The organism is Mesobacillus subterraneus (assembly GCF_003937825.1).
GTDB lineage: Bacteria > Bacillota > Bacilli > Bacillales > Cytobacillaceae > Mesobacillus > Mesobacillus subterraneus.
Genome location: NZ_RSFW01000035.1, coordinates 1 through 21,990, shown reverse-complemented (window position 1 = coordinate 21,990; position 21,990 = coordinate 1). Strand labels below are relative to the sequence as shown.

22 protein-coding genes, 11 tRNA genes and 1 pseudogene are annotated in these 21,990 nt (G+C 46.0%); 32 read left to right on the top strand and 2 right to left on the bottom strand.

The genetic code is table 11. The annotated features are described in order from the left end of the window. Window positions 1–108: 108 nt before the first annotated feature. The 6 genes from EJA10_RS22120 to EJA10_RS22095 all read left to right on the top strand — a co-directional run bounded on the left by EJA10_RS22120 (window position 109) and on the right by EJA10_RS22095 (window position 7,502). The gene (locus EJA10_RS22120; protein ID WP_125482188.1) at window positions 109–1,488 is read left to right on the top strand and encodes a UDP-N-acetylmuramoyl-tripeptide--D-alanyl-D-alanine ligase; all 1,380 of its coding nucleotides are present in this window, start codon (window positions 109–111) and stop codon (window positions 1,486–1,488) included. 137 nt (window positions 1,489–1,625) lie between these two features. Beyond that, a complete protein-coding gene (locus EJA10_RS22115; RefSeq protein WP_125482187.1) occupies window positions 1,626–2,336 on the top strand; it encodes an alpha/beta hydrolase in 711 nt (236 codons plus the stop codon). Window positions 2,337–2,671: 335 nt separating this feature from the next. Beyond that, a complete protein-coding gene (gene cshA, locus EJA10_RS22110) occupies window positions 2,672–4,150 on the top strand; it encodes a degradosome RNA helicase CshA (protein ID WP_125482186.1) in 1,479 nt (492 codons plus the stop codon). A 306-nt stretch (window positions 4,151–4,456) separates the two neighbouring features. Next, a complete protein-coding gene (gene uvsE, locus EJA10_RS22105; protein ID WP_125482185.1) occupies window positions 4,457–5,422 on the top strand; it encodes a UV DNA damage repair endonuclease UvsE in 966 nt (321 codons plus the stop codon). Between the two features lie 144 nt (window positions 5,423–5,566). Continuing rightward, window positions 5,567–6,049 (top strand): PH domain-containing protein, encoded by a 483-nt coding sequence (locus tag EJA10_RS22100; protein ID WP_125482184.1) that lies wholly within the window; start codon window positions 5,567–5,569, stop codon window positions 6,047–6,049. Continuing rightward, on the top strand, window positions 6,042–7,502 hold the full coding sequence (locus tag EJA10_RS22095; RefSeq protein WP_125482183.1) for a PH domain-containing protein: 1,461 nt from the start codon (window positions 6,042–6,044) through the stop codon (window positions 7,500–7,502). Before EJA10_RS22100 ends, EJA10_RS22095 begins: the two co-directional genes overlap by 8 nt. Window positions 7,503–7,511: 9 nt before the next feature. Here EJA10_RS22095 and EJA10_RS22090 read toward each other — a convergent pair whose 3' ends face one another. Beyond that, on the bottom strand, window positions 7,512–8,096 hold the full coding sequence (locus EJA10_RS22090; RefSeq protein ID WP_125482182.1) for a rhomboid family intramembrane serine protease: 585 nt from the start codon (window positions 8,094–8,096) through the stop codon (window positions 7,512–7,514). A 104-nt stretch (window positions 8,097–8,200) separates the two neighbouring features. Here EJA10_RS22090 and acpS point away from each other — a divergent pair, with 104 nt between their 5' ends. The 14 genes and pseudogenes from acpS to EJA10_RS22020 all read left to right on the top strand — a co-directional run bounded on the left by acpS (window position 8,201) and on the right by EJA10_RS22020 (window position 19,953). Beyond that, window positions 8,201–8,554: a holo-ACP synthase gene (gene acpS, locus EJA10_RS22085; protein WP_125482181.1), complete on the top strand. Its 354-nt coding sequence runs from the start codon at window positions 8,201–8,203 to the stop codon at window positions 8,552–8,554. A gap of 191 nt (window positions 8,555–8,745) precedes the next feature. Continuing rightward, complete coding sequence (locus EJA10_RS22080; RefSeq protein WP_125482180.1) at window positions 8,746–9,759, top strand: LolA family protein; 1,014 nt, start codon at window positions 8,746–8,748, stop codon at window positions 9,757–9,759. A 459-nt stretch (window positions 9,760–10,218) separates the two neighbouring features. Next, a complete protein-coding gene (gene alr / locus EJA10_RS22075) occupies window positions 10,219–11,376 on the top strand; it encodes an alanine racemase (RefSeq protein WP_125482179.1) in 1,158 nt (385 codons plus the stop codon). A gap of 223 nt (window positions 11,377–11,599) precedes the next feature. Next, a complete protein-coding gene (locus EJA10_RS22070; RefSeq protein ID WP_031308192.1) occupies window positions 11,600–11,881 on the top strand; it encodes a CopG family ribbon-helix-helix protein in 282 nt (93 codons plus the stop codon). Window positions 11,882–11,885: 4 nt separating this feature from the next. Next, complete coding sequence (gene ndoA, locus EJA10_RS22065; protein WP_041967053.1) at window positions 11,886–12,236, top strand: type II toxin-antitoxin system endoribonuclease NdoA; 351 nt, start codon at window positions 11,886–11,888, stop codon at window positions 12,234–12,236. Between the two features lie 481 nt (window positions 12,237–12,717). Next, window positions 12,718–13,551, top strand: coding sequence for an RsbT co-antagonist protein RsbRA (locus tag EJA10_RS22060; RefSeq protein WP_125482178.1), 834 nt, complete (start codon window positions 12,718–12,720; stop codon window positions 13,549–13,551). Beyond that, window positions 13,548–13,904, top strand: a complete 357-nt coding sequence (locus EJA10_RS22055) for an STAS domain-containing protein (RefSeq protein WP_125482177.1) — start codon at window positions 13,548–13,550, stop codon at window positions 13,902–13,904. Before EJA10_RS22060 ends, EJA10_RS22055 begins: the two co-directional genes overlap by 4 nt. Window positions 13,905–13,908: 4 nt before the next feature. After that, the gene (locus EJA10_RS22050) at window positions 13,909–14,310 is read left to right on the top strand and encodes an anti-sigma regulatory factor (RefSeq protein WP_125482176.1); all 402 of its coding nucleotides are present in this window, start codon (window positions 13,909–13,911) and stop codon (window positions 14,308–14,310) included. Between the two features lie 11 nt (window positions 14,311–14,321). Continuing rightward, window positions 14,322–15,332: a PP2C family protein-serine/threonine phosphatase gene (locus tag EJA10_RS22045; protein WP_125482175.1), complete on the top strand. Its 1,011-nt coding sequence runs from the start codon at window positions 14,322–14,324 to the stop codon at window positions 15,330–15,332. A gap of 58 nt (window positions 15,333–15,390) precedes the next feature. Then, window positions 15,391–15,723: an anti-sigma factor antagonist gene (locus tag EJA10_RS22040; RefSeq protein WP_125482174.1), complete on the top strand. Its 333-nt coding sequence runs from the start codon at window positions 15,391–15,393 to the stop codon at window positions 15,721–15,723. Further along, window positions 15,720–16,193, top strand: a pseudogene (gene rsbW, locus EJA10_RS22035) (anti-sigma B factor RsbW). The gene EJA10_RS22040 and the pseudogene rsbW overlap by 4 nt, the downstream one beginning before the upstream one ends. Next, window positions 16,171–16,965, top strand: coding sequence for an RNA polymerase sigma factor SigB (sigB, locus tag EJA10_RS22030; protein WP_125482173.1), 795 nt, complete (start codon window positions 16,171–16,173; stop codon window positions 16,963–16,965). The pseudogene rsbW and the gene sigB overlap by 23 nt, the downstream one beginning before the upstream one ends. Next, window positions 16,962–17,561, top strand: a complete 600-nt coding sequence (locus tag EJA10_RS22025; protein ID WP_125482172.1) for a PP2C family serine/threonine-protein phosphatase — start codon at window positions 16,962–16,964, stop codon at window positions 17,559–17,561. Before sigB ends, EJA10_RS22025 begins: the two co-directional genes overlap by 4 nt. Before the next feature lie 223 nt (window positions 17,562–17,784). Then, complete coding sequence (locus tag EJA10_RS22020; RefSeq protein ID WP_211340611.1) at window positions 17,785–19,953, top strand: Tex family protein; 2,169 nt, start codon at window positions 17,785–17,787, stop codon at window positions 19,951–19,953. A 33-nt stretch (window positions 19,954–19,986) separates the two neighbouring features. Here the strand turns inward: EJA10_RS22020 and cmpA are convergent, their stop codons facing one another. Then, window positions 19,987–20,106 (bottom strand): cortex morphogenetic protein CmpA, encoded by a 120-nt coding sequence (cmpA, locus tag EJA10_RS22015; RefSeq protein ID WP_125482170.1) that lies wholly within the window; start codon window positions 20,104–20,106, stop codon window positions 19,987–19,989. A 93-nt stretch (window positions 20,107–20,199) separates the two neighbouring features. Here cmpA and EJA10_RS22010 point away from each other — a divergent pair, with 93 nt between their 5' ends. From EJA10_RS22010 to EJA10_RS21955, 12 genes are all read left to right on the top strand, one after another. Beyond that, on the top strand, window positions 20,200–20,673 hold the full coding sequence (locus EJA10_RS22010; RefSeq protein WP_125482169.1) for a SprT family protein: 474 nt from the start codon (window positions 20,200–20,202) through the stop codon (window positions 20,671–20,673). A gap of 119 nt (window positions 20,674–20,792) precedes the next feature. Beyond that, window positions 20,793–20,867: transfer RNA gene (locus EJA10_RS22005), tRNA-Asn, on the top strand. Window positions 20,868–20,883: 16 nt separating this feature from the next. Then, window positions 20,884–20,974, top strand: a tRNA-Ser gene (locus EJA10_RS22000). A gap of 15 nt (window positions 20,975–20,989) precedes the next feature. Then, window positions 20,990–21,064, top strand: a tRNA-Glu gene (locus tag EJA10_RS21995). A 67-nt stretch (window positions 21,065–21,131) separates the two neighbouring features. Then, window positions 21,132–21,207: transfer RNA gene (locus tag EJA10_RS21990), tRNA-Asp, on the top strand. Between the two features lie 6 nt (window positions 21,208–21,213). Next, a tRNA-Gln gene (locus EJA10_RS21985) sits at window positions 21,214–21,288 on the top strand. Window positions 21,289–21,294: 6 nt separating this feature from the next. Continuing rightward, a tRNA-Lys gene (locus tag EJA10_RS21980) sits at window positions 21,295–21,370 on the top strand. A 22-nt stretch (window positions 21,371–21,392) separates the two neighbouring features. Further along, window positions 21,393–21,477: transfer RNA gene (locus EJA10_RS21975), tRNA-Leu, on the top strand. A gap of 59 nt (window positions 21,478–21,536) precedes the next feature. Next, window positions 21,537–21,623, top strand: a tRNA-Leu gene (locus EJA10_RS21970). A 62-nt stretch (window positions 21,624–21,685) separates the two neighbouring features. Then, window positions 21,686–21,762 (top strand) — tRNA-Arg (locus EJA10_RS21965). Between the two features lie 18 nt (window positions 21,763–21,780). Further along, window positions 21,781–21,857: transfer RNA gene (locus EJA10_RS21960), tRNA-Pro, on the top strand. Window positions 21,858–21,876: 19 nt separating this feature from the next. Further along, window positions 21,877–21,950, top strand: a tRNA-Gly gene (locus tag EJA10_RS21955). The last annotated feature ends 40 nt before the right edge of the window (window positions 21,951–21,990 follow it).

Sequence of the window (21,990 nt, the reverse complement as noted above, 5' to 3'; positions counted from 1 at the left end):
GAGACATCTCCTTCTTTTTTGATAATCACTCAGGGCCCAGGCTATCTTTTCATAGACGGCATGGGCTTCGGAGCAAATGTATCTCGTTATTTTTAGGAGGATCTCAGTATGATTCAAAAATCGTTAACAGAAATTGCCCAAATGGCCGGCGGCTTGAATGATGTGAGCAAGTTTGCTGACGTGTTGGTCAAGGGTGTTTCAATCGACACGCGTAAAATTGAACAAGGCAATCTTTTTATCCCTTTTAAAGGCGAAAGGACGGACGGGCATAAGTTTGTTGAAGATGTAATCAGGAACGGCGGCGCTTCAGCAGCGCTCTGGCAAAAAGATGTCCCGAACCCGCCGGAGGATTTGCCGGTCATCGTCGTTGAAAACACGACATCGGCCCTTCAGGAGCTGGCGCGAAGCTACCGCAACTCGCTGGATGTGAAGGTTGTCGGGATCACTGGCAGCAATGGAAAAACAACTACGAAGGACATGACAGCGAACTTATTGGCGCAAAAATACAAGGTGCAAAAGACAGAGGGGAACTTCAATAACCACCTGGGCCTGCCAATCACGCTTTTGCGCTTGCGTGAGGATACCGAAGTGGCTGTCCTCGAAATGGGCATGAGTAGCAAAGGAGAAATCGAGTTTCTAACCGAGATGGGCCGCCCGGATGCGGTGATCATCACCAATATCGGGGAATCCCACCTGCTTGACCTTGGTTCAAGGGAAGCGATCGCCGATGCGAAGCTCGAAATCATCAGCGGCCTGAAGGATAATGGGCTGATCATTTTCCATGGAGACGAGCCGCTTCTTCAGGAAAGGCTGAAGGACTACAAAGGAACCGGCGAGCTGAAGACCTTTGGTGTAAGCCATGACAATGATGTGTATCCAGTCAACGTCGAGCCGATGGAAAATGGAAACAAATTCACGACCAATCTTGGAGACCAGGTATTTGAACTCCCGGTCCTCGGGAACCACAATATTTTAAATGCGCTGGCCGCGATGCTGGCAGCGGACTTCTTCAGCGTGCCATTCGATAAAATGAACGACGGCTTCGCTGGTTTGAAGCTGACCAATATGAGGATGGAGCTATCAGAAGGAGCACACGGTGAGAAAATCATCAATGATGCCTATAACGCCAGTCCAACCTCGATGAATGCAGCGATCGACCTCGTTGCCAACCTGTCTGGCTACAGCCGGAAAATCCTCGTGCTGGGCGACATGCTTGAGCTCGGGCCGCTAGAGGAAGAATATCATTACAAAGTAGGCTCATCCCTGGATGCCGGAAAAATTGATTATGTGTTCACCTTCGGCAAGCTTAGCGAATCCATCGCAATGGGAGCGAAGGAGGTGCTCGGTGATGACCGAGTCTTCGCCTACCAGGACAAACAGGAACTGAGCAATGAACTGAAAAAACATGTTAACGCCGAAACCATCGTACTCGTAAAAGCATCCCGCGGCATGGCGCTCGAAGAAGTCGTCAACGCCTTGCAGGAATAGTAGATCCCACAAATAGATGTCCTGCAAATAGAGGGCATCTTTTTGTGTTTAAAAGAAGTGTATTATGTGATTATGTGGGTTAAATGATTTAAAATGGGGAAAGATTAAATACGAGAAAAACTAATGGGTGATAGGTTATGATAGGTTGTCTTTTAATTCATGGATTTACCGGGTCCCCATATGAAGTGGAGCCACTTGCCCAGTCGCTAAAAGAAAGAACCGATTGGAAAATTGTCGTTCCCACCCTGCCAGGCCATGGCGATGAACTCCGTTTGAAGGGGATCAAGCATAATGAGTGGATTGACCATGCCGAAAATCAACTGAAGGCGCTTCTGAAAGAATGCGACACCGTCTACGTCGTCGGTTTTTCGATGGGCGGTTTGATCGCCAGTTTTCTTGCCTCAAAGTATCCTGTACAGAAGCTCGTCCTGCTCAGCGCTGCGGCCTACTATGTCAATCCAAAGCAGCTGGTAAACGACATCAAGGAAATGATGAGGGATACCGTAAAAGGAAAGTTGAAGGAAAATGAAATGTTCAGGCGTTATACCCGCAAGTTCAAGGAAACACCCATGACCGCTACCTTGCAGTTTCGCAGGCTTGTCACCAAGATCAAGCCTATTCTCAACGATGTGAAAGTCCCTACGTTGATTGCCCAGGGAGAAAGCGACGGCATCGTCCCTCCAAAGAGCGCCCGTTATTTATATGAGAATATAGGCGCTGCAGAAAAACGGCTGATTTTTTATAAGAACTCCAAACATCTGATCTGTCATTGCGATGAAAAAGAGCATCTTTTTGACGAGGTGTATGACTTTTTGACCTCCAAGCCAAGGGAAAGGATCAGCAGCTAATCATTTGGCTCAAAAATTGCTTTTCTTTCCTAAAGATGGTATGATGAATATTGAGTGTCTAACTGAGAAAATCCTTTAAGCGGACATACTCCCGTGCTGGAGAATGTCTTTTTTTGCTAATATTTCAGGTTCTGTGCTTCAGCATGGGAACGCGATGCTGATTCAGCCCTGCTTAAAACACAAGGTGCAAACACCTATTTTGCCGCATAGGTACGATAAAATTGACCAGAATCAGAAATGGTTTGGATCCTTAAACAGCCACTTAAAATAAACGAAGCATCGGTGAGAAGCCGATGCGGGATAATAAATGTGAACATAAAGGAGAATGAGCAAAGTTGACAATGTTCCAAGACATGGGCATTAGCCCCGCAACATTAAAAGCTGTAAAGAATATGGGTTTTGAGGAAGCAACTCCGATTCAGGCAGAGACGATTCCAATCAGCCTTCAGAATAAAGACGTGATTGGCCAGGCGCAGACAGGTACTGGTAAGACTGCTGCTTTCGGTATTCCTCTAGTGGAAAAAATCAAGAAAGAAAATCATAACATCCAGGGAATCATCATCGCGCCAACTCGTGAATTGGCAATCCAGGTTTCCGAGGAATTATACAAAATCGGTGCTGGCAAGAGAGTCGGCGTACTTGCAATCTACGGTGGCCAGGATATCAACCGCCAGATCCGTGCATTGAAAAAAGGGCCTCACATCATCGTCGGAACGCCAGGACGACTTCTTGACCACATTAACAGAAAGACAATCCGTCTTGATAATGTCGAAACAGTAATCCTTGACGAAGCAGATGAAATGCTGAACATGGGCTTCATTGAAGATATCGAATCAATCCTTGCGAAAATCCCTAGCGAACGCCAGACACTACTGTTCTCGGCAACAATGCCAGGACCAATCCGCAAGATCGCTGAGCGCTTCATGAAGGATCCGGAAGTTGTTCGTGTAAAAGCGAAGGAAATGACAGTTCCTTTGATCGAGCAATACTATGTTGAAGTACAGGAGAAGAACAAGTTCGATGTGTTGACTCGTCTTCTTGACATCCAGTCTCCTGAGCTAGCGATCATCTTCGGCCGCACGAAGCGCCGTGTTGATGAGCTTGCTGAAGCATTGAACCTGCGCGGATACACTGCAGAAGGAATTCACGGAGACCTTACACAGGCGAAGCGTATGTCTGTTCTTAGAAAGTTCAAGGAAGGTTCAATCGACGTGCTTGTTGCGACAGACGTGGCAGCTCGTGGACTTGATATTTCTGGTGTAACGCACGTTTACAACTTCGACATCCCGCAGGATCCTGAAAGCTATGTACACCGTATTGGACGTACGGGCCGTGCAGGTAAAGAGGGTATGGCAATCACGTTTGTCACGCATAGAGAGACTTCATACCTTCATGTCGTGGAAAAAACGACTAAACGCCGCATGGAAAAAATGACTGCTCCAACCTTGGACCAAGCGCTTGAAGGCCAGCAAAGAGCAGTTGTTGACAAGATTACACAAACAATCGAGTCAAATAACCTTCAATACTACCGCCAGGCTGCAGATGAGCTATTAAAAAATCATGATGCTCAAACAGTTGTTGCTTCCGTATTGAAAATGCTGACTAAAGAGCCTGATACGACTCCTGTTAAGCTTACTGAGGAAAAGCCTCTTCCAAACAGAAGAGACAAAAAGCCTCAAGGCGACCGTAGAAGATACGATAACAGAGGCGGCGACGGACGCAGCAAGAAGCCTTACAAGCCAAGATCTGGAACAAAACGCACAGGTGGCGGCAGCAGAGAAGGCGGCGGCTTCAAATCAAGATCACCACGCTAAAAGAATGAACAAATCCCCGGTTCCGGAATGGAAACCGGGGATTTTTTTGTGCCTGGAGCACCAACTTGATGAATTTGCTGTTTAATGCGCATGAAATAAGGAGATGTAGTTCGCGTTTTGATGATAGATCGACCACATTTCGGAACATATCATCGACTTTTTGATTATATCGACCACATTTCATAATATATCAGCGGATTTTCCAATATTTCGACCACATCCCGCAATATATCGAACAGCCCGAGATTTTCTCCTATGCAAAACGAACTTGGGCATACTACCTGTAAAAGAGGGGGAGTGTGTGCAATGACAATCGTTAGGCTTGGTTATGTAGCGATGAGCGAGGAACTGAAAAATGCCTCTCCTTCGCAGACGATGACCTTTAAGCAGTTCCAGGCAATCAAGGACAGGGAAGGAGCCATCAACAAGCTCGAAAGGATCGCTATTTCCAATCTGGAAAATTGCCTTCGCCTCTTGAGACACAGCAAAGCGAACGAGATTCACTTTTTCAGGCTGAGCTCTAGGCTGATCCCGCTTGCGAACCATGAGGAACTTGCGGATTGGAAGTATATGCGGGCGATAAAAGAACCACTGAAAGAAATCGCCACCTTCTTAGAAGCCAATCCGATGCGAGTTGATTTTCATCCAGATCATTTCGTCCTGCTCAATACCCTGAAAACGGAGACGCTCAATAATTCAGTCAAAACCCTGGCGATGCACCATGCTTTGCTGAAGGGGATGGGAATCGATCCAGAGCATCGATGTGTTCTTCATGTTGGCGGTGTTTATGAGGACAGGGAGAAGGCGCTGGAACAGTTCATCCATAACTGGGGCCTGATTTCGGCCAGGCTGCAGAATATGATCATCCTTGAAAATGACGACACTTCTTTTACATTGCATGACACCTTGTACCTGTGCGAGAAATTGGGTATCCCGCTTGTATTAGATTATCATCATCACCTTGCCCACCATGATGAGATCAACTGGCAGGAACAGTGGGAGCGGGTCGTCGGAACCTGGGAGCATTCCAAATTGCCTGTGAAAATGCATATATCCAGTCCGCGGTCAGAAAAAGATTTCCGTGCACATGCTGAGTATGTTGATGCCGACATGTTCATGGATTTCCTCAACGGTATAAAAGGCTCGGTCCCGGAAATCCACTGTATGATCGAAGCGAAAAAGAAAGATCTCGCCCTGTTCAAGCTGGCTGAGGACCTTTCACAGCTTCCTTCCATTGAAAAAATTGACGGGAGCAGCTTCCTCCTACAATAATCAGTGCACTTTCGCTCGACAAAATTTGGGGATTGTTAAGCACCTGCCGAAATCGTTTCTTTTTCAATTTAATGCCTCATGCTGGCACTGTTGTTGTATACTAGAAGGTGCTATTAATTGGAAAAGAAAACGGGTGGGTGCTTTATGACGATTTCTGAGCCGCAAAAGCGGATTTCGGAGCGGGCGTTGACTGTCTGGAAAATAGCTGCCGGCCTCCATTCCCTTGTAGTCTGGGTTATAGCAGGTGGACTGGTCGCCCTGAAGATACTATTTGATTTTCCTTACTGGGTCATCGCCGCAGCTCTTGGTGCAGCTGCTTTATATAGTTATTTATTCATTTTTTTACTGCCGAAAATGCGCTGGAAACGGTGGCGCTATGAGGTGCGGGAGCAGGAGATTGAGCTGCAATACGGGGTGTTCATTGTGAAGAGGACGCTGATCCCGATGATCCGTGTCCAGCATGTTGATACCCAGCAGGGACCTCTTTTGCGGAAGTATCATCTATCGACAGTGACGATTTCGACGGCGGCAACAGTCCATGAAATACCGGCGCTTGATATGGAGGAAGCGGAGCATTTACGGACTTCGATTTCCAGATTGGCAAGGGTGGCGGATGAAGATGTCTGAGTCAAAAAGACTGCATCCAGTCGCGGCTGTCGTCAATGCGCTTCGCCAGCTGAAAGAAATGATCATCCCTTTCCTGATTTTCGTCGTCTTCGGAAGCAGGGGAACGAACTGGGATTTATTTTACCTGTTCGGCTCGATCGGGGTTGTTGTTCTCGTGCTTGTATATGGCGTACTGGCCTGGTACAGGTTCACCTACCGGATTGAACAAGGTGAGTTGAGAATCGAATACGGAGTGATCGTCAGGAAAAAACGCTATATTCCTTTTGACAGGATCCAGAGCCTGGATTTATCTGAGGGGATTTTACAGCGGCTGTTCGGTCTGGTAAAAGTTAAAGTCGAGACAGCGGGTTCCGGCGGAATGGGCCTCCAGGATGGCGAGGCGGTCCTGACAGCCATATCGAAGCAGGATGCAAAGGAAATCCATGAGTATTTGGTTTCCATCAAGAAAAAGGAAGTGCTTGAAGAGGATCTCAATGAACAGGAGATAAAGGAAGATCTGCTATATAAAATGTCACCTGGGGAACTGCTGCTGCTAGCGTCTACCTCAGGCGGTGTCGGCGTCGTTATCTCCGCCGTGATGGCATTCGTCTTTCAGTTCGAAGAATTCATCCCTTATGAACAGATTTTCGATGGAGTGGAGCATTTCGTTCAAAGTGGCGTTATTTTTGTCAGCATCGTTGTCTTTATCGGATTCTTGCTGGCATGGTTGATTGCGCTGCTTGGTACTATGCTGAAATACGCCCATTTTACCGTGAGGAGGGTGGATCAGGACCTTGTGATCACAAGAGGCTTGCTGGAAAAGAGGCAGTTTACGATCCCGCTGAAACGGATCCAGGCTGTCCGTATCAGCGAGAATCTGATCCGTCAGCCTTTGGGATTTGCATCTGCCTACGTCGAGAGTGCGGGCGGATCGGCGCTTGACCAGGAAAGCTCGAAGGTTATCATCCTGCCAATTGTTAAAAAAAGCAAAATACCAGGTTTGCTTGAACCCCATTTGACGGATTACCATTTTCGGGTTGATGTATCACCTGCACCGGCACGGGCGTACCGCAGGTATCTGCTGAGAGGCTGGCTGTTTGTGCTCCCTGTCATCATTGCTGCCATTTGGTTTTTAAGGCCGTGGGGCTATAGCGCTCTGGTCCTGCTGGCGATTTCGGCGCTCTGGTCATACCTGGTCTACAAAGACGCCGGATGGAGTCTTGATCAGGGAATGCTGACGTTGCGGTACCGGAACATTGTGAAGAATACAGTTTATATGAGGAAAAATAAAGTCCAGTCTTTCAGTGTCAAGGAGGGCTTGTTTCAAAGGAAGAAGAAGCTTGCAACCGTCGAGGCGATTGTGAAATCAGGCCATGGCGGAGCAGGCGGAAAAGTAGTGGACCTGGAAAAACAGCATGCTGGCCTGATTTATCAATGGTACTCACACGAGGAAAAAGGAAAAAGCGCCGAGTAGGGCGCTTTTTCACTTTCTATAGGCGGCGGTCCCGGCAAGAAAGCCGGCGAGCATGCCGAAGATATGGGCGGTAATATTGATGTTTGACTGGACGAAGGTCATGATGACGGCAATGATCGCGATGGTCATGATCGTCTGGGAATTTTCACGCGACAGCATCGCTTTGCGGAAGATGACGATTGAGATATAGAAACCGAACAGTCCGAAAATCGCTCCACTAGAACCGACATGTGTGTACGTCAGCGGTTCTAGGATCAGTGTCGCGAGGTTGGCCGCGATGCCTGTTCCAAGGTACAGCAGGATGAATTTTGTCCTGCCAAGCAGCCGTTCAAGTGCAGGACCGAACAAAACGAGCGAGAAGCTGTTGAACAGCAAATGCGCAAATCCGGCATGCATGAAGATTGGCGTTACGACCCGCCAATACTCGCCGTTGACAATGTACAAGTTCACACCTGACAGAAGCTCGAATGCAGATCGGCTCGGGAGAACTGGCATTGAAGTCAGCAAATATAATAAGATATGAATGGAGATAATCAATGAAATGACCGGATAGAATCGGATGAAATCGCGCAAGCTTTCGGTTCTTGTAAACATGCAAAACCTCCTGGGTACTAATACATAAAGGATAGCCCTATTAGGCAAAAGTTGTACACTATTTTGTATGCTGCATGCATCTTTTTTAGAAGGGAGCTGGAAAAATGATCATCGGAACAGGGATTGATATTGTAGAGATCGGCCGGATATCCAAGCTGGTACAGTCGCAGCCGCGGTTTCCGGATCGGGTTTTAACGGAAAAAGAAAAGGAAGTCTACAGCCGGTTTAATGAACGGAGAGGTATGGAGTTCCTTGCAGGGCGCTGGGCGGCAAAGGAAGCTTTTTCAAAAGCGAGAGGGACCGGGATCGGCAAGGAATTATCGTTCCAGGATATAGAGGTCGAAAACGATCCCCATGGACGCCCGATCATCACCAGACCGTATATGGAAGGGATTCATCTCTCGATTTCCCACAGTGAGCAATATGCGATTGCACAGGTGGTCATCGAAAAAATTTAAAATGCTTGTCAATCCCAAGGGCATATTCGCCCAGGTTGTCTCATATATTCATAATGCAGTAAGGGAGACAAGGTTAGGCGGCGGGAACATGGCTGCGCGGATTACACTTAAAGCAATATTGCAGCCAGTGTCTTAATCCTGTCCTTTCTTTCCCTTTACACGTTTAAATGAGACTAAAAGGGGTTGGAAGAATGAAGAAAAGGTTGTTGCTGCTTCTCGCCGGGCTCATGGTTATTTTTGCTCTGGCTGCCTGCGGTACGAAATCACAGGAATCTGTGGTTAAGGAGTTGGATGGAACGCTCAATGAGTTGAAGAGTTACAAGGCTAAGGCAAAGATGACGCTGCAGATGGGGACGGAGCCGCAAGTGTATGACGTGGAAATCTGGCACAAAGATCCGTCGTTCTACCGTGTGAACCTGAAGAATGCCCAGAAAGACCAGAGCCAGATGATCCTCAGGAATGAGGAAGGCGTATTTGTTCTGACACCTGCGCTGAACAAGAGCTTCCGCTTCCAGAGCGAATGGCCGAAAAACAGCAGCCAGGCGTACCTTTACGAATCTTTAATCACGGATATCCTCGAGGATAAGCAAGCGAAATTCTCGGCCACGAAAGAACACTATGTGTTCGAAACAAAAACAAGATACCAGAACAACAAAATGCTTCCGATCCAGGAAATCAAGCTGAACAAAAAGAACCTGGCGCCGGTCAGCGTCAAGGTAATGGATCCGGACCGCAACTCCCTGGTTACGGTCGAGTTCTCTGAAGTGAAATTCGACGCAAGCTTTGACAAAGACGCGTTTGATATGAAAAAGAATATGACGAGAGCACAGGTTGAGGTACCGGTAATGGCTGAAGTGGAAGATAATGAATTTACCGTTAAATACCCAGTCGCTGAAATCCCTGGTGTGACTTTGGTGGATGAAAAAGAAATCACCACAGAGAACGGCAAGCGCATCGTACTGACATATGACGGGGGAAAGTCCTTCACGCTGATCCAAGAAAAAGCAGACGCCATGCCTGCAATGTCCTCTTCGATCAACATGACAGGCCAGCCAGTTGACCTTGGCTTCACGATCGGCGCCATGAACGGGACATCGATTTCATGGACTCACCTCGGAGTCGATTATATGCTCGCTTCCACGAGCCTGACTCCGGAAGAATTGGAAATGGTTGCAAAATCGGTCCTCTCCGATATGGAAAAATAAGATTCCGAATGCAGGCTCAGTGTAACCTGGGCCTGTTTTTTTATTGCTTCTCGGCAGGAGATTTGGATTTTGGAATAAAAATCGATTTTAAGGAATATATACGGTTTTTACGGAATAAAATCATTTTTTAAGGAATATATTTAACTTTTAAGGAATATATCCATTTTTTAAGGAATATATATATAATTTCACCGTAAAATCAAGTCCGGCGCAAACGAGCATCAGCGGAAACATTGAATTACTGCGCTTCACCAATCAAAGGAAACACCAAACCCGTGCACATCACCAGCGTAAGCACCAAATTCCTGCACATCATCAAACAATAAACCCATTTCATAAACCCGCGCGCAACTTTCACCGACTCGAAATCCACGCAAATATTATCCATTTGACATTGAGTTCTTTCGGTTTGATAATAAAACAATAAAAAATGTTCGGATTGAAGGAAGTGGAGTTTCGTTGGAGGAGCAAGGATTTTTTTACCGTGATACATGGGCGGAGGTGGACATGGATCATATCGGGGCGAATGTGGAGGCGATCAGGTGCCATTTGCCGGAAGATGTCGAATTTATTGCAGTGGTGAAGGCGAATGCTTACGGACATGGGGATTCGCAGGTGGCGGAAGCGGCTTTGAAGGCGGGAGCATCAATGTTGGCTGTCGCGTTTATGGACGAGGCCCTGGCGCTAAGGAAGAAAGGGATCACCGCGTCGGTGCTCGTGCTTGGTGCCAGCAGGCCGGAGGATGTGAACATCGCAGCAGAGGAAGGAATCATTCTTACGGTTTTCCAGGAGGATTGGCTCGTTAAGGCCCGTGAAGTCCTGAAAGCAGATGCGCTTCTTTTGCTTCATATAAAAATAGATACAGGAATGGGCCGAATCGGGATCCGTACCGTAAGAGAATTGAAGGCAGCGGAACAATTGATCAACGAGGATGAAAGACTTCAGCTGCATGGAATTTATACCCACTATGCGACAGCGGATGAACGGGATGACACGTATTTTACCAAACAGCTCGCTCTCTTTAAGGAAATGATTGGCGCATTGGATAAGCTGCCCCCTGTCGTTCACAGCAGCAATAGTGCCGCAGCCTTGATGCACGCGGATGCCCGTTTCAACGCGGTGAGGGTAGGGATCGCCATGTACGGGCTGGCACCGTCGATGGAGATCGCGCCGGAATTGCCAGTCGAGTTAAAAGAGGCATTTTCGCTCCATTCGAGACTTGTGCATGTGAAAAAGCTCGAGAAGGGTGAAAAGGTCAGCTACGGTGCAACCTATGAAGCGCCCGAAGAAATTTGGGTAGGGACGCTTCCAATTGGGTATGCTGATGGATGGATACGAAAGCTTCAAGGACAGGAAGTGCTGGTCGATGGCAAGAGATCGCCGATTATCGGCCGAATCTGCATGGATCAGTGCATGATCAGGCTGCCGCAGGAGGTTCCGGTCGGTACGATCGCGACCCTGATTGGCCATCAGGACGGAGAGACCATCTCGATCAACGAGATTGCCAAGAAGCTAGAAACGATCAATTATGAAGTCCCTTGCATCATTTCGTCGAGGGTGCCGAGACTGTACAGACAGGACGGCGAGGTAGTAGGCCTTAATAATTCACTGTTATAAGCGGAGACTGCGAAGAGATATTTGTTATAAAACACATCCAGTAATTAACAATCCTGTTTATTTCGGCTAAAAACATGCATAAAACCCTATTTTTTTGGCCGATAATACTGAAGAATTGCTGATTTACCTTTGCATCTTGCAGAAATAGTGATAATATTAGTAATGGTAGAGAGATAAAGAATTTAATAACGGTATGTAGTGATGATGGTGGAGGTGTATGTTTGTGTCTGAATCCAGCGCAACAACTGAGATTTTGGTAAAATTACCGCAGCATCTATTGAGTGAACTTGATGGATTTGTCAAGCAGGAGAACGTAAACCGCAGCGAATTTATTTATCAGGCAACAAAAATGTTTTTGCGTGAGAAGAAAAAGAGACAAATTCGTGAATCCATGAGACGAGGCTATATGGAAATGGCCAAAATCAATCTGACTATTGCATCTGAGGCATTTCAAGCAGAATACGAGGCAGAACACACAGTCGAACGTCTAGTCAGCGGAGGATAATCCTTTGATTGTCAAACGTGGTGACGTCTATTTTGCGGACCTATCCCCAGTTGTTGGTTCGGAACAAGGCGGAGTGCGCCCTGTCCTGGTCATCCAAAACGACATCGGGAATCGGTTTAGTCCCACAGTCATTATCGCAGCGATCACAGCTCAAATCCAAAAAGCAAAGCTTCCTACCCATGTAGAAATCGATGCGAAGCGGTATGGTTTTGAACGAGATTCGGTTATCTTATTGGAGCAAATACGCACTATCGACAAACAGCGCCTAACCGATAAAATTACCCATCTCGATGACGAAATGATGGAAAAAGTGGATGAAGCCCTTCAGGTAAGTTTAGGTCTTATTGAATTCTGATAAAAGCACGCTCTATAAAAGAGCGTTTTTTTGTAACCGAAGCAAGCGGCCTGCCAGCAGGCCTTTTACATACCATAAAATAAAAACGGATGTGTTCTGTGTGGAGGCAAGCTAATCGCTTGCCTCTTTTATTTTTTTTGTGGATTGGACGAAATATGAAATCATACTTCGTATAGTATGTAGAAACAAGGGATGGACAGTCGTATCTTTCTTTTGCCAACTTGGAAGGAAAATAAACAGTAATATTCATCCTCTAAAATAGAAAATCGATTTGTAAGGAATATTAAAAATAGCTGGATGCGATTTTCGTGGAAACATGTCGATAAGTTGATTTTATTTGACGAAGAGAAACTGTTATCATTAAATGGAGTTAGATATATACAGGAAATTATGAATATTTATTTACAGTTTTAAAATTGGTTTACAACTGGACAGAAAAGGGTAATGTAAAATTTTGTTGTGATAGAATGGGGAGGATGGAATGAATAAAACAATTTCGAATTACATCCAGGCTCACAAACAGGATATCCTGGATCAGTGGATAGATAGAACAAAAGAAGAAGCAGATGAAAGGGTCATACGCCTTGTATCAGATCGGGTTTTCAATTCGACCAGCAAGGAGTTTATCGATCTGATCATTTCTAATTTCAAGGGCACGAACGAGGAATACACTGAAAGGCTGACGGATTTCGCGGAAAAAGTCGTCCGGCTTGGCTGGCCTCTGACCTTTGTCACAAAGGGTCTGCACACCTTTAACTTGATTGTTTTTGAAGGTATGCAAAAAGAAGGCCTGGTGAATGCCGAGAACCAGATGGACATGGTATATGAATTTGATCGCTGGTCAACTCCGATGAATAACGAAATCGTCAGTGTGTATTCATCAACATGGGAAAGGACCGTTTCCCTGCAAAAGATAGCCCTGCAGGAGTTGTCAGCCCCATTGATTCCAGTGTTTGAGGGGATCACCGTCATGCCGTTAGTCGGGACAATCGATACCGAACGTGCCAAGCAAATCATGGAGAACCTGCTGAAAGGCGCGGTGAAACACCGTTCCGAGGTTGTACTTATTGATATAACAGGTGTGCCTGTTGTAGATACAATGGTTGCGCACCACATCATCCAGGCTGCAGACGCGGTAAGGCTGATTGGAGCCAAGTGCATGCTCGTCGGAATCAGGCCGGAAATTGCACAGACCATCGTCAATCTGGGCATTGATTTGAACCAGTTTACCACGAAGAACAACCTGAAAAAGGGAATTGAAGCAGCGCTAGAGCTGACAAATAAAAAAATCGTTTCAATGGAGGGAGCAAAGTGAGAATACCAATCCTTAAACTGAATGATTGTCTGTTGGTTTCCATTCAATGGGAATTGGACGACCAAACGGCACTTCAATTCCAGGAGGACTTGCTCCATAAGATTCACGAGACAAGCGCCAATGGTGTCGTTATTGATTTAACCTCAATCGATTTCATCGACTCTTTTATCGCCAAAGTTCTTGGAGATGTCATCAACATGTCCAAGCTGATGGGCGCAATCGTTGTCATTACTGGAATCCAGCCTGCTGTAGCCATAACGCTAATTGAATTAGGAATCGGCCTAGATGATGTCCTAACTGCATTAGATTTAGAAAAAGGTTTGGAGAAATTACAACAGGAATTGGGGGAATAGGTGAATGGACATCCAATCCTGCGTTACGATCATAAATGAATGGGACATCGTGGCAGCGCGCCAGCTTGGCCGTAATGTTGCGAAAGAGCTTGGGTTTGGCACCGTTGACCAAGCGAGAATCACCACCGCCATCAGTGAATTGGCCAGGAATATTTACTTATACGCCGGAAAAGGGCAGATTTGCATAGACAAGCTGTATGACGGCGGAAAAGCGGGATTGCGAATCAATGCAGTGGATAGCGGCCCAGGAATTAAGGAAATACGCCAGGTCATGGAAGATGGTTTTTCAACATCAGGAGGACTTGGAGCCGGCCTTCCCGGAGTGAAACGTCTTATGGACGAATTCGAAATAGACTCCTCACCCGGTCAAGGAACACAGATTAAAGCGACTAAATGGCTCCGTTAGGGGGAAACAGTATGGATTTCCGAGAAATGATGGAATCAAAGTATCGGGATATTCTTGACAATTATATTAAAGAGCAATCAGAACAAGCTTTATATGCAGGGCAGAAGTTCAGCCGCAAGTCGATTGAGCATAAGATCGCCCCGGAGGAAATCATCAGCCTGCATAAAAGCATCCTGCTTGAGATGTATCCTGAACTTCCAGAAGATATCATGCATTCCTTTGACATTCTCCTTGAGGTCATGATTGCTTATGGCATTGCCTACCGGGAACACCAGAGCCTGAGGCATATGCAAGAGGAATTGCGATCTGAAATGGAAATCGCCGCAAATGTACAGCAAACGCTGCTCGGGACAAAAATCCCGACAGTGCCTGGCATTGATATCGGTGCGATTAGCGTTCCGGCAAAACATATGAACGGGGACTATTTCCACTTCGTCCAGGATGAGAATAATAATATCAGCGTTGCGATTGCGGATGTTATCGGGAAAGGGATTCCGGCGGCACTCTGTATGTCCATGATCAAGTATGCGATGGACAGCCTTCCGGAAAATCGCCTGGACCCTAGCAGCATATTGGAAAATCTGAACAGAGTAGTCGAGCAAAACGTCGACCCAAGTATGTTCATCACGATGTTTTATGGAATGTTCAATCCTTCCAATAATATCTTCTACTATGCTTCCGCCGGACATGAGCCTGGTTTCTATTATGATTCCAAAAAGAAGGGATTCTCAGAGCTGACAGCAAGAGGCTTGCTGCTTGGTGTAGACAAGCGGACGAAGTATACCCAGTATGAAAAAGAAATTCATCCTGGGGATATGGTGATCCTGATGTCAGACGGGGTAACTGAATGCAGGACGGAAGAGGGCTTCATCGAAAAGGAAACATTAATCGGATATATAAATAAATATATTCACTTAAATGCTCAGGAAATTGTCAATAATATCTTTAGGGAACTCGAAAAGCTTCAGCATTTCCAGTTGCGTGATGATTTTACCTTAATCATTTTAAAAAGAAATGTTTAACAGGGTTCCGAACCGGGTAAATCAAAAGAGCAATTGAATTGTAAAGGGTGGGTCATTTATGAATATTTCGATAGATGTTAAAGAAACAGAATCTATGTTAGCAGTTAAAGTCAGCGGCGAAATTGATGCATATACAGCTCCACAGCTACGTGAAAAGCTTTTCCCGATGTCCGAAAAAGAGGGCATAAAGATGGTTGTCGATCTTTCCGAGGTCAATTATATGGATAGTACTGGGCTTGGAGTGTTTGTTGGAGTGTTCAAGAATGTCCGGGCCCATAACGGGGAGTTCAAAATCGTCGGTTTATCCGAACGGTTGCAGAGACTTTTTGAAATCACCGGCTTGGCCGATATTATCGATATAAACAGCCAGATTGAGGGTGGAGTGCAATGAACCAGTCATTTGACTATATTGAAATGAAAATCCCGGCAAAACCGGAATTCGTGGGTGTCATTCGTTTGACCCTCTCCGGAATCGCAAGCCGCATGGGTTTTTCCTATGACGAAATAGAAGATCTGAAAATCGCTACCAGCGAGGCATGTACAAACGCTGTGCAGCATGCTTATAAAAACAATGAAAATGGCGAAGTCATCATCGGATTCGGTTTATATGAAGACAAGCTTGAGGTAATGGTCGCAGACAATGGCTAAAGCTTCGATTTCCATTCAGCACGTCAGGGACTTGGTCCGTATGATCAGAATAGTTCCGTGGAATTCCTTCGCGAAGGAGGCTTGGGACTGTATCTGATCGAAACTCTGATGGACGAGGTTCGAATCCATCACAAAGAGGGTGTCACGGTCTTTATGACCAAGTACCGAGAAGGAGAGCAGGTGGAGAGAGATGCAGAGACAATCTCAACCTAAGCAACGTCCAAAAGAAGAAATCAATGAATTAATCAAAGCGTACCAGCTCCATGAGGATGCGGAAGCCCAGAATGAGCTGGTTCTTCATTACCAAAACCTTGTTGAAACAATCGCAAGGAAATACTCTAAGGGAAGATCGTTCCACGAGGATATTTTCCAGGTTGGGATGATCGGTCTTTTAGGCGCGATCCGCCGTTACGATGAATCATTCGGCAAAAGCTTTGAAGCATTTGCTGTACCGACCATTATTGGTGAGATCAAGCGATTTTTAAGAGATAAAACGTGGAGCGTCCACGTACCGCGGAGAATCAAGGAGCTTGGTCCGAAAATCAAGACGACCGTCGAAGATCTGACCACCCAGCTTCACCGCTCCCCAAGAGTGGATGAGATTGCAGAAGCACTCCAGGTTTCCGAAGAAGAAGTGCTGGAAGCCATGGAAATGGGCAAAAGCTATCAGGCATTATCTGTCGACCATTCTATTGAAGCCGATTCTGATGGAGGAACAGTCACTCTGTTGGATATCGTCGGAAACATTGATGAGGGCTATGAAAAAATCAATCAAAGATTGGTCCTCGAGAAGGTATTGCATGTCCTGAGCGACCGCGAGAAGTTAATTATCCAATATACTTACCTTGATAACCTTAGCCAGAAAGAGGCGGGTGACAAGTTAGGGATTTCACAGATGCATGTATCAAGACTTCAAAGAAGAGCCATCAAGAAACTTCAGGAAGCGATCCATGCCGAAAACAACAATTCGGAGTACATTACATGATCCAACAGTTCGAAGACAAAATAGAACTTTATGCTTACCAGACAATCAAAGAAGGTAAATTAGAGTGCGGTGACAGCTACTTTTTCACAGCCACCGAAGAATATTTTGTCTGTGTACTAGCTGATGGATTAGGGTCAGGGCAATACGCCCATGAAGCTTCTGCGGCGGTTGTGTCTGTGGTAGAGCAACACCATCACGAAGACGTCGATACACTCATGAAATACTGCAACAACAGCCTGGTGCAAAAAAGAGGTGCAGCCGTATCGATTTTCAAGGTCTACTTCGAGAGCCGCGAATTCGTTTACAGCTGTGTCGGGAATATCCGCTTTTTCCTCTATTCACCCAATGGCAAGCTGACATATCCCCTGCCCGTAACAGGCTATCTGTCAGGCAAGCCGCAAGTATTTCACACCCAGCGATTCGTTTACGAACCAGAATCGAAATTCCTGATCTATTCAGACGGATTTGATAACATTCATGGAGCAAAAACGATCCTGAAGGGATATCGATCCATCGCAGCCATCGCAGAACAAATCAAAAGCGACTATGAAAACTCAATGGATGATGCAACTTTTATTGTGGGAAGTCTACTATAGCCGGTGGGCTTCTTTTTGTTTTGTTAAAAATTGCTGTATAAACTTTGCGAGGGAAAACTTTAGTTGGTCGATATAATCTATGTCGCGGAGTAACGCATTGGAAAAATGAACTCCTGCCCGGAGGTTCTATCCTCACTGTAAAGCTTCCGCCGATTTTGGTACACTGTAATGAGTGACAAGCAATACAATAAAGATTATGGAGGATTGGCTCTTGACTCAAACAATGGAAAAGCAAGATCAATACGTAAAAATCATTGCCAAAGAGCAATCATTATCATCAAAGCAAGTGCAAAGTGTGATTTCACTGATTAATGAAGGGAACACGGTTCCGTTCATTGCCCGTTACCGAAAGGAAATGACAGGCGCGCTTGATGAAGTACAAATCCGTGACATCGTAGAAAGATGGCAATACATACAGAACCTCGAGCAGCGCAAAGAGGAAGTCATCAGGCTGATCGAGGAGCAGGGAAAGCTGACGCCGGAACTGAAAGCGAACATTGAAAAAGCGATCAAGCTGCAGGAAGTAGAAGACCTTTACCGTCCCTACAAGCAAAAAAGAAGAACGAAAGCGACTGTTGCGAAGGAGAAAGGCCTTGAGCCGCTTGCCCAATGGATGCTCGAATTTCCTGTGAATGGCAGCCTAGAAGAAAAAGCTGGCGAATTTTTATCAGAAGATAAGGGCGTCGAGTCTGTAGAAGATGCGATTGCAGGTGCGAAAGATATCATAGCCGAAATGATCTCTGATGACGCAGACAGCCGCAAGTGGATCCGGGCAGAAACTTTTAAAACAGGCTCAATCGAATCCTCGGTGAAAAACGAAGAGCTTGATGAGAAAAATGTATATGAGATGTATTATGAGTATGCAGAACCGGTCAATAAAGTCGTGCCTCACCGGATTCTTGCGCTCAACCGCGGAGAAAAAGAAGAGATACTAAGAGTATCCATTAAGCCGAAAACAGATGTGGTCATGAGCTACATGCAGCGGAAATGGATCACAAAAAGCAATTCTGTGACAGCTTCAGCCGTAATGGAAGCAATTGAGGATGCTTATAAACGTCTGATTCAGCCATCCATCGAACGTGAAATCAGAAATGAACTGACGGAAAAAGCAGAAGAACAGGCAATCCATATCTTCTCAGAGAACCTTCGCAAACTGCTTTTGCAGCCGCCTTTGAAAGGGAAGGTTGTACTTGGTGTAGACCCTGCCTTCCGAACAGGATGTAAATTGGCGGCTGTCGATGAAACAGGAAAGGTACTTTCTATCGGTGTGATCTATCCTCATACCTCCGGCGCAAAAAATACGGAGGCGAAGGATAAGTTCATTCGCTTCCTAAAGGATTACAAAGTAGAGATGGTTGCGATCGGAAACGGAACCGCCTCCAGGGAAACCGAGCAATTCGTATCCGATATCCTGAAGGAACTAAATGAAGAGATTTATTATCTGATTGTAAATGAGGCTGGAGCGAGTGTGTATTCAGCTTCTGACCTTGCCCGAGAAGAATTTCCGAATTACCAGGTTGAAGAGCGAAGTGCAGTATCGATCGCCCGCCGTTTGCAGGATCCGCTGGCCGAGCTCGTTAAAATAGATCCGAAATCCGTGGGGGTCGGGCAGTACCAGCATGATGTCAGCCAGAAGAAGCTATCGGAATCATTGACTTTCGTCGTCGAGACAGCTGTTAACCAGGTTGGGGTGAATGTCAATACAGCTTCGTCTTCCCTTTTGCAATATGTATCAGGCCTGTCAAAAACGGTTGCCAACAATATTGTGAAAAAGCGTGAGGAAGAAGGGAAGTTCACAAGCCGTGCACAGCTGAAGAAAATTCCTCGCCTAGGTGCCAAGACTTACGAACAGGCGATTGGCTTCCTTCGTGTCATAGATGGGAAAGAACCACTGGATCGTACTGGTATTCACCCAGAAAGCTATGGAGAGGTAAAGCAGCTCCTTGACAGCCTCGGTTTCAAGACAACCGATCTGGGAACACCGGCTTTAAAAGAAGCGTTAGCTAAAATAAACATCGACCAAACTGCAGATGAGCTTGAAATCGGTAAACTGACCCTGAAAGATATCATTGATGCACTCGTGAGACCGGAGCGGGATCCGCGTGATGAACTGCCTGCACCGCTACTGAAAAAAGATGTCCTGAAATTGGAGGACTTAAAAGCCGGGATGGAGTTACAAGGAACTGTACGAAACGTAGTCGACTTCGGAGCATTCGTCGACATCGGGGTGAAACAGGATGGCCTTGTTCATATCTCGAAGCTGAGCAACAGATTTGTTAAGCACCCATTGGATATTGTCTCTGTTGGAGATGTCGTAACGGTATGGGTGGACAGTGTTGACCATAAAAAGGGACGTGTAGCCCTGACAATGCTGAAGCCGGATCAGGCATAATGAAAAAAGACTGCAGGGCAGCCTGCAGTCTTTTTATTCATTCAAGCCCTGTTTATTTCTATAAAAGTACCAGCATTGGTTTAAAAGTTTGATTTGATAGCGATTTTTTTCATAGAAGGCTCGTTTCATTTGATTCTGGAACCAGACCGGCATAACAATACCTCCTTAAAATAATGCGTTAAAAGGTAACATTAATATATGCTATAATGGGTTGTCATGTTTCTATAAAAGGCAGGCGAATGACAGATGACGGATCAGGAATTGCATGATCTTGTGGTTAAGATTTCAGATGATTACTTTAAAAAGCCATTCAGGCATAAAGCATTCTTCAATCCTAGGCTTAGGACGACCGGCGGCCGCTATATGCTGAGAAGCCATAATATAGAGATAAACAAGAAATACTTTGAGCAGCTTGGCGAAGACGAACTCATAGGAATCATCAAGCATGAACTCTGTCATTACCACCTTCATATAGAAGGTAAAGGATATAAGCATCGCGATAAGGATTTCAGGGACTTACTAAAAAGAGTGGGTGCGCCCAGGTTTTGCTCGACACTGCCCGAAGAGAGAAAAAGAAAGTCCAGACAAAGAATCATTTTCTATCAGTGCACCAGCTGCAAGCTTATTTACCGACGTAAAAGATCAATCAACACAATAAAATATGTTTGTGGAAAATGCAGGGGGAAACTTGCGAAAGTCAAAGATATGACGGTAGAATAAGCATTCGCAACCGATTTGAAAAGAATAAAAAACTTATCAAAAACATGCTTGACTTTTCGTGGGTACCTCCCTATAATAGTAAGAGTCGACAAGACATCGACGCGAAAAAATAAAGTTATTCCGCAGTAGCTCAGTGGTAGAGCACTCGGCTGTTAACCGAGCGGTCGTAGGTTCGAATCCTACCTGCGGAGCCATTGATTTTTAAGGTATGGGGAAGTACTCAAGAGGCTGAAGAGGCGCCCCTGCTAAGGGTGTAGGTCGGGTAACCGGCGCGAGGGTTCAAATCCCTCCTTCTCCGCCAGGACATTTTAAATACGGCCCCTTGGTCAAGCGGTTAAGACACCGCCCTTTCACGGCGGTAACACGGGTTCGAATCCCGTAGGGGTCACCAAGATATTTTCGCTCCAGCGAAAATAATCATCCTTAATTCACGCCAGCGAAAAAATAAATAACTAAATGGTCCCGTGGTGTAGCGGTTAACATGCCTGCCTGTCACGCAGGAGATCGCCGGTTCGATCCCGGTCGGGACCGCCATTTTATTGGGCTATAGCCAAGCGGTAAGGCAACGGACTTTGACTCCGTCATGCGTTGGTTCGAATCCAGCTAGCCCAGCCATTTTTTGAGCCATTAGCTCAGTCGGTAGAGCATCTGACTTTTAATCAGAGGGTCGAAGGTTCGAGTCCTTCATGGCTCACCAGTTTTTCTTTCTACTTTAATATGCGGGTGTGGCGGAATTGGCAGACGCACCAGACTTAGGATCTGGCGCCGCAAGGCGTGGGGGTTCGACTCCCTTCACCCGCACCATTAATTACCTGTTGATTAATGAAAGTGAATTGGTTATTATATAAACCTGTCATGTTTTTGCGGTCGTGGCGGAATGGCAGACGCGCTAGGTTGAGGGCCTAGTGGGGGTTAACCCCGTGGAGGTTCAAGTCCTCTCGGCCGCACCAAAAAAGTCATTGACATCTTCCGGTGGAAATGATAATATATAAAAGTTGTTATTAAAACATATGCGCCCGTAGCTCAATTGGATAGAGCGTCTGACTACGGATCAGAAGGTTATGGGTTCGACTCCTTTCGGGCGCGCCATTATTTTTTCTCTAGTAACGGGGAGTAGCTCAGCTTGGTAGAGCACTTGGTTTGGGACCAAGGGGTCGCAGGTTCGAATCCTGTCTTCCCGACCATTAGCGACCAATTTTATATGCGGGTGTAGTTTACTGGTAAAACCTCAGCCTTCCAAGCTGATGTAGTGGGTTCGATTCCCATCACCCGCTCCAGTATATTTGCTCTTTGAAAACTAAACAAACAAGCGTCAAC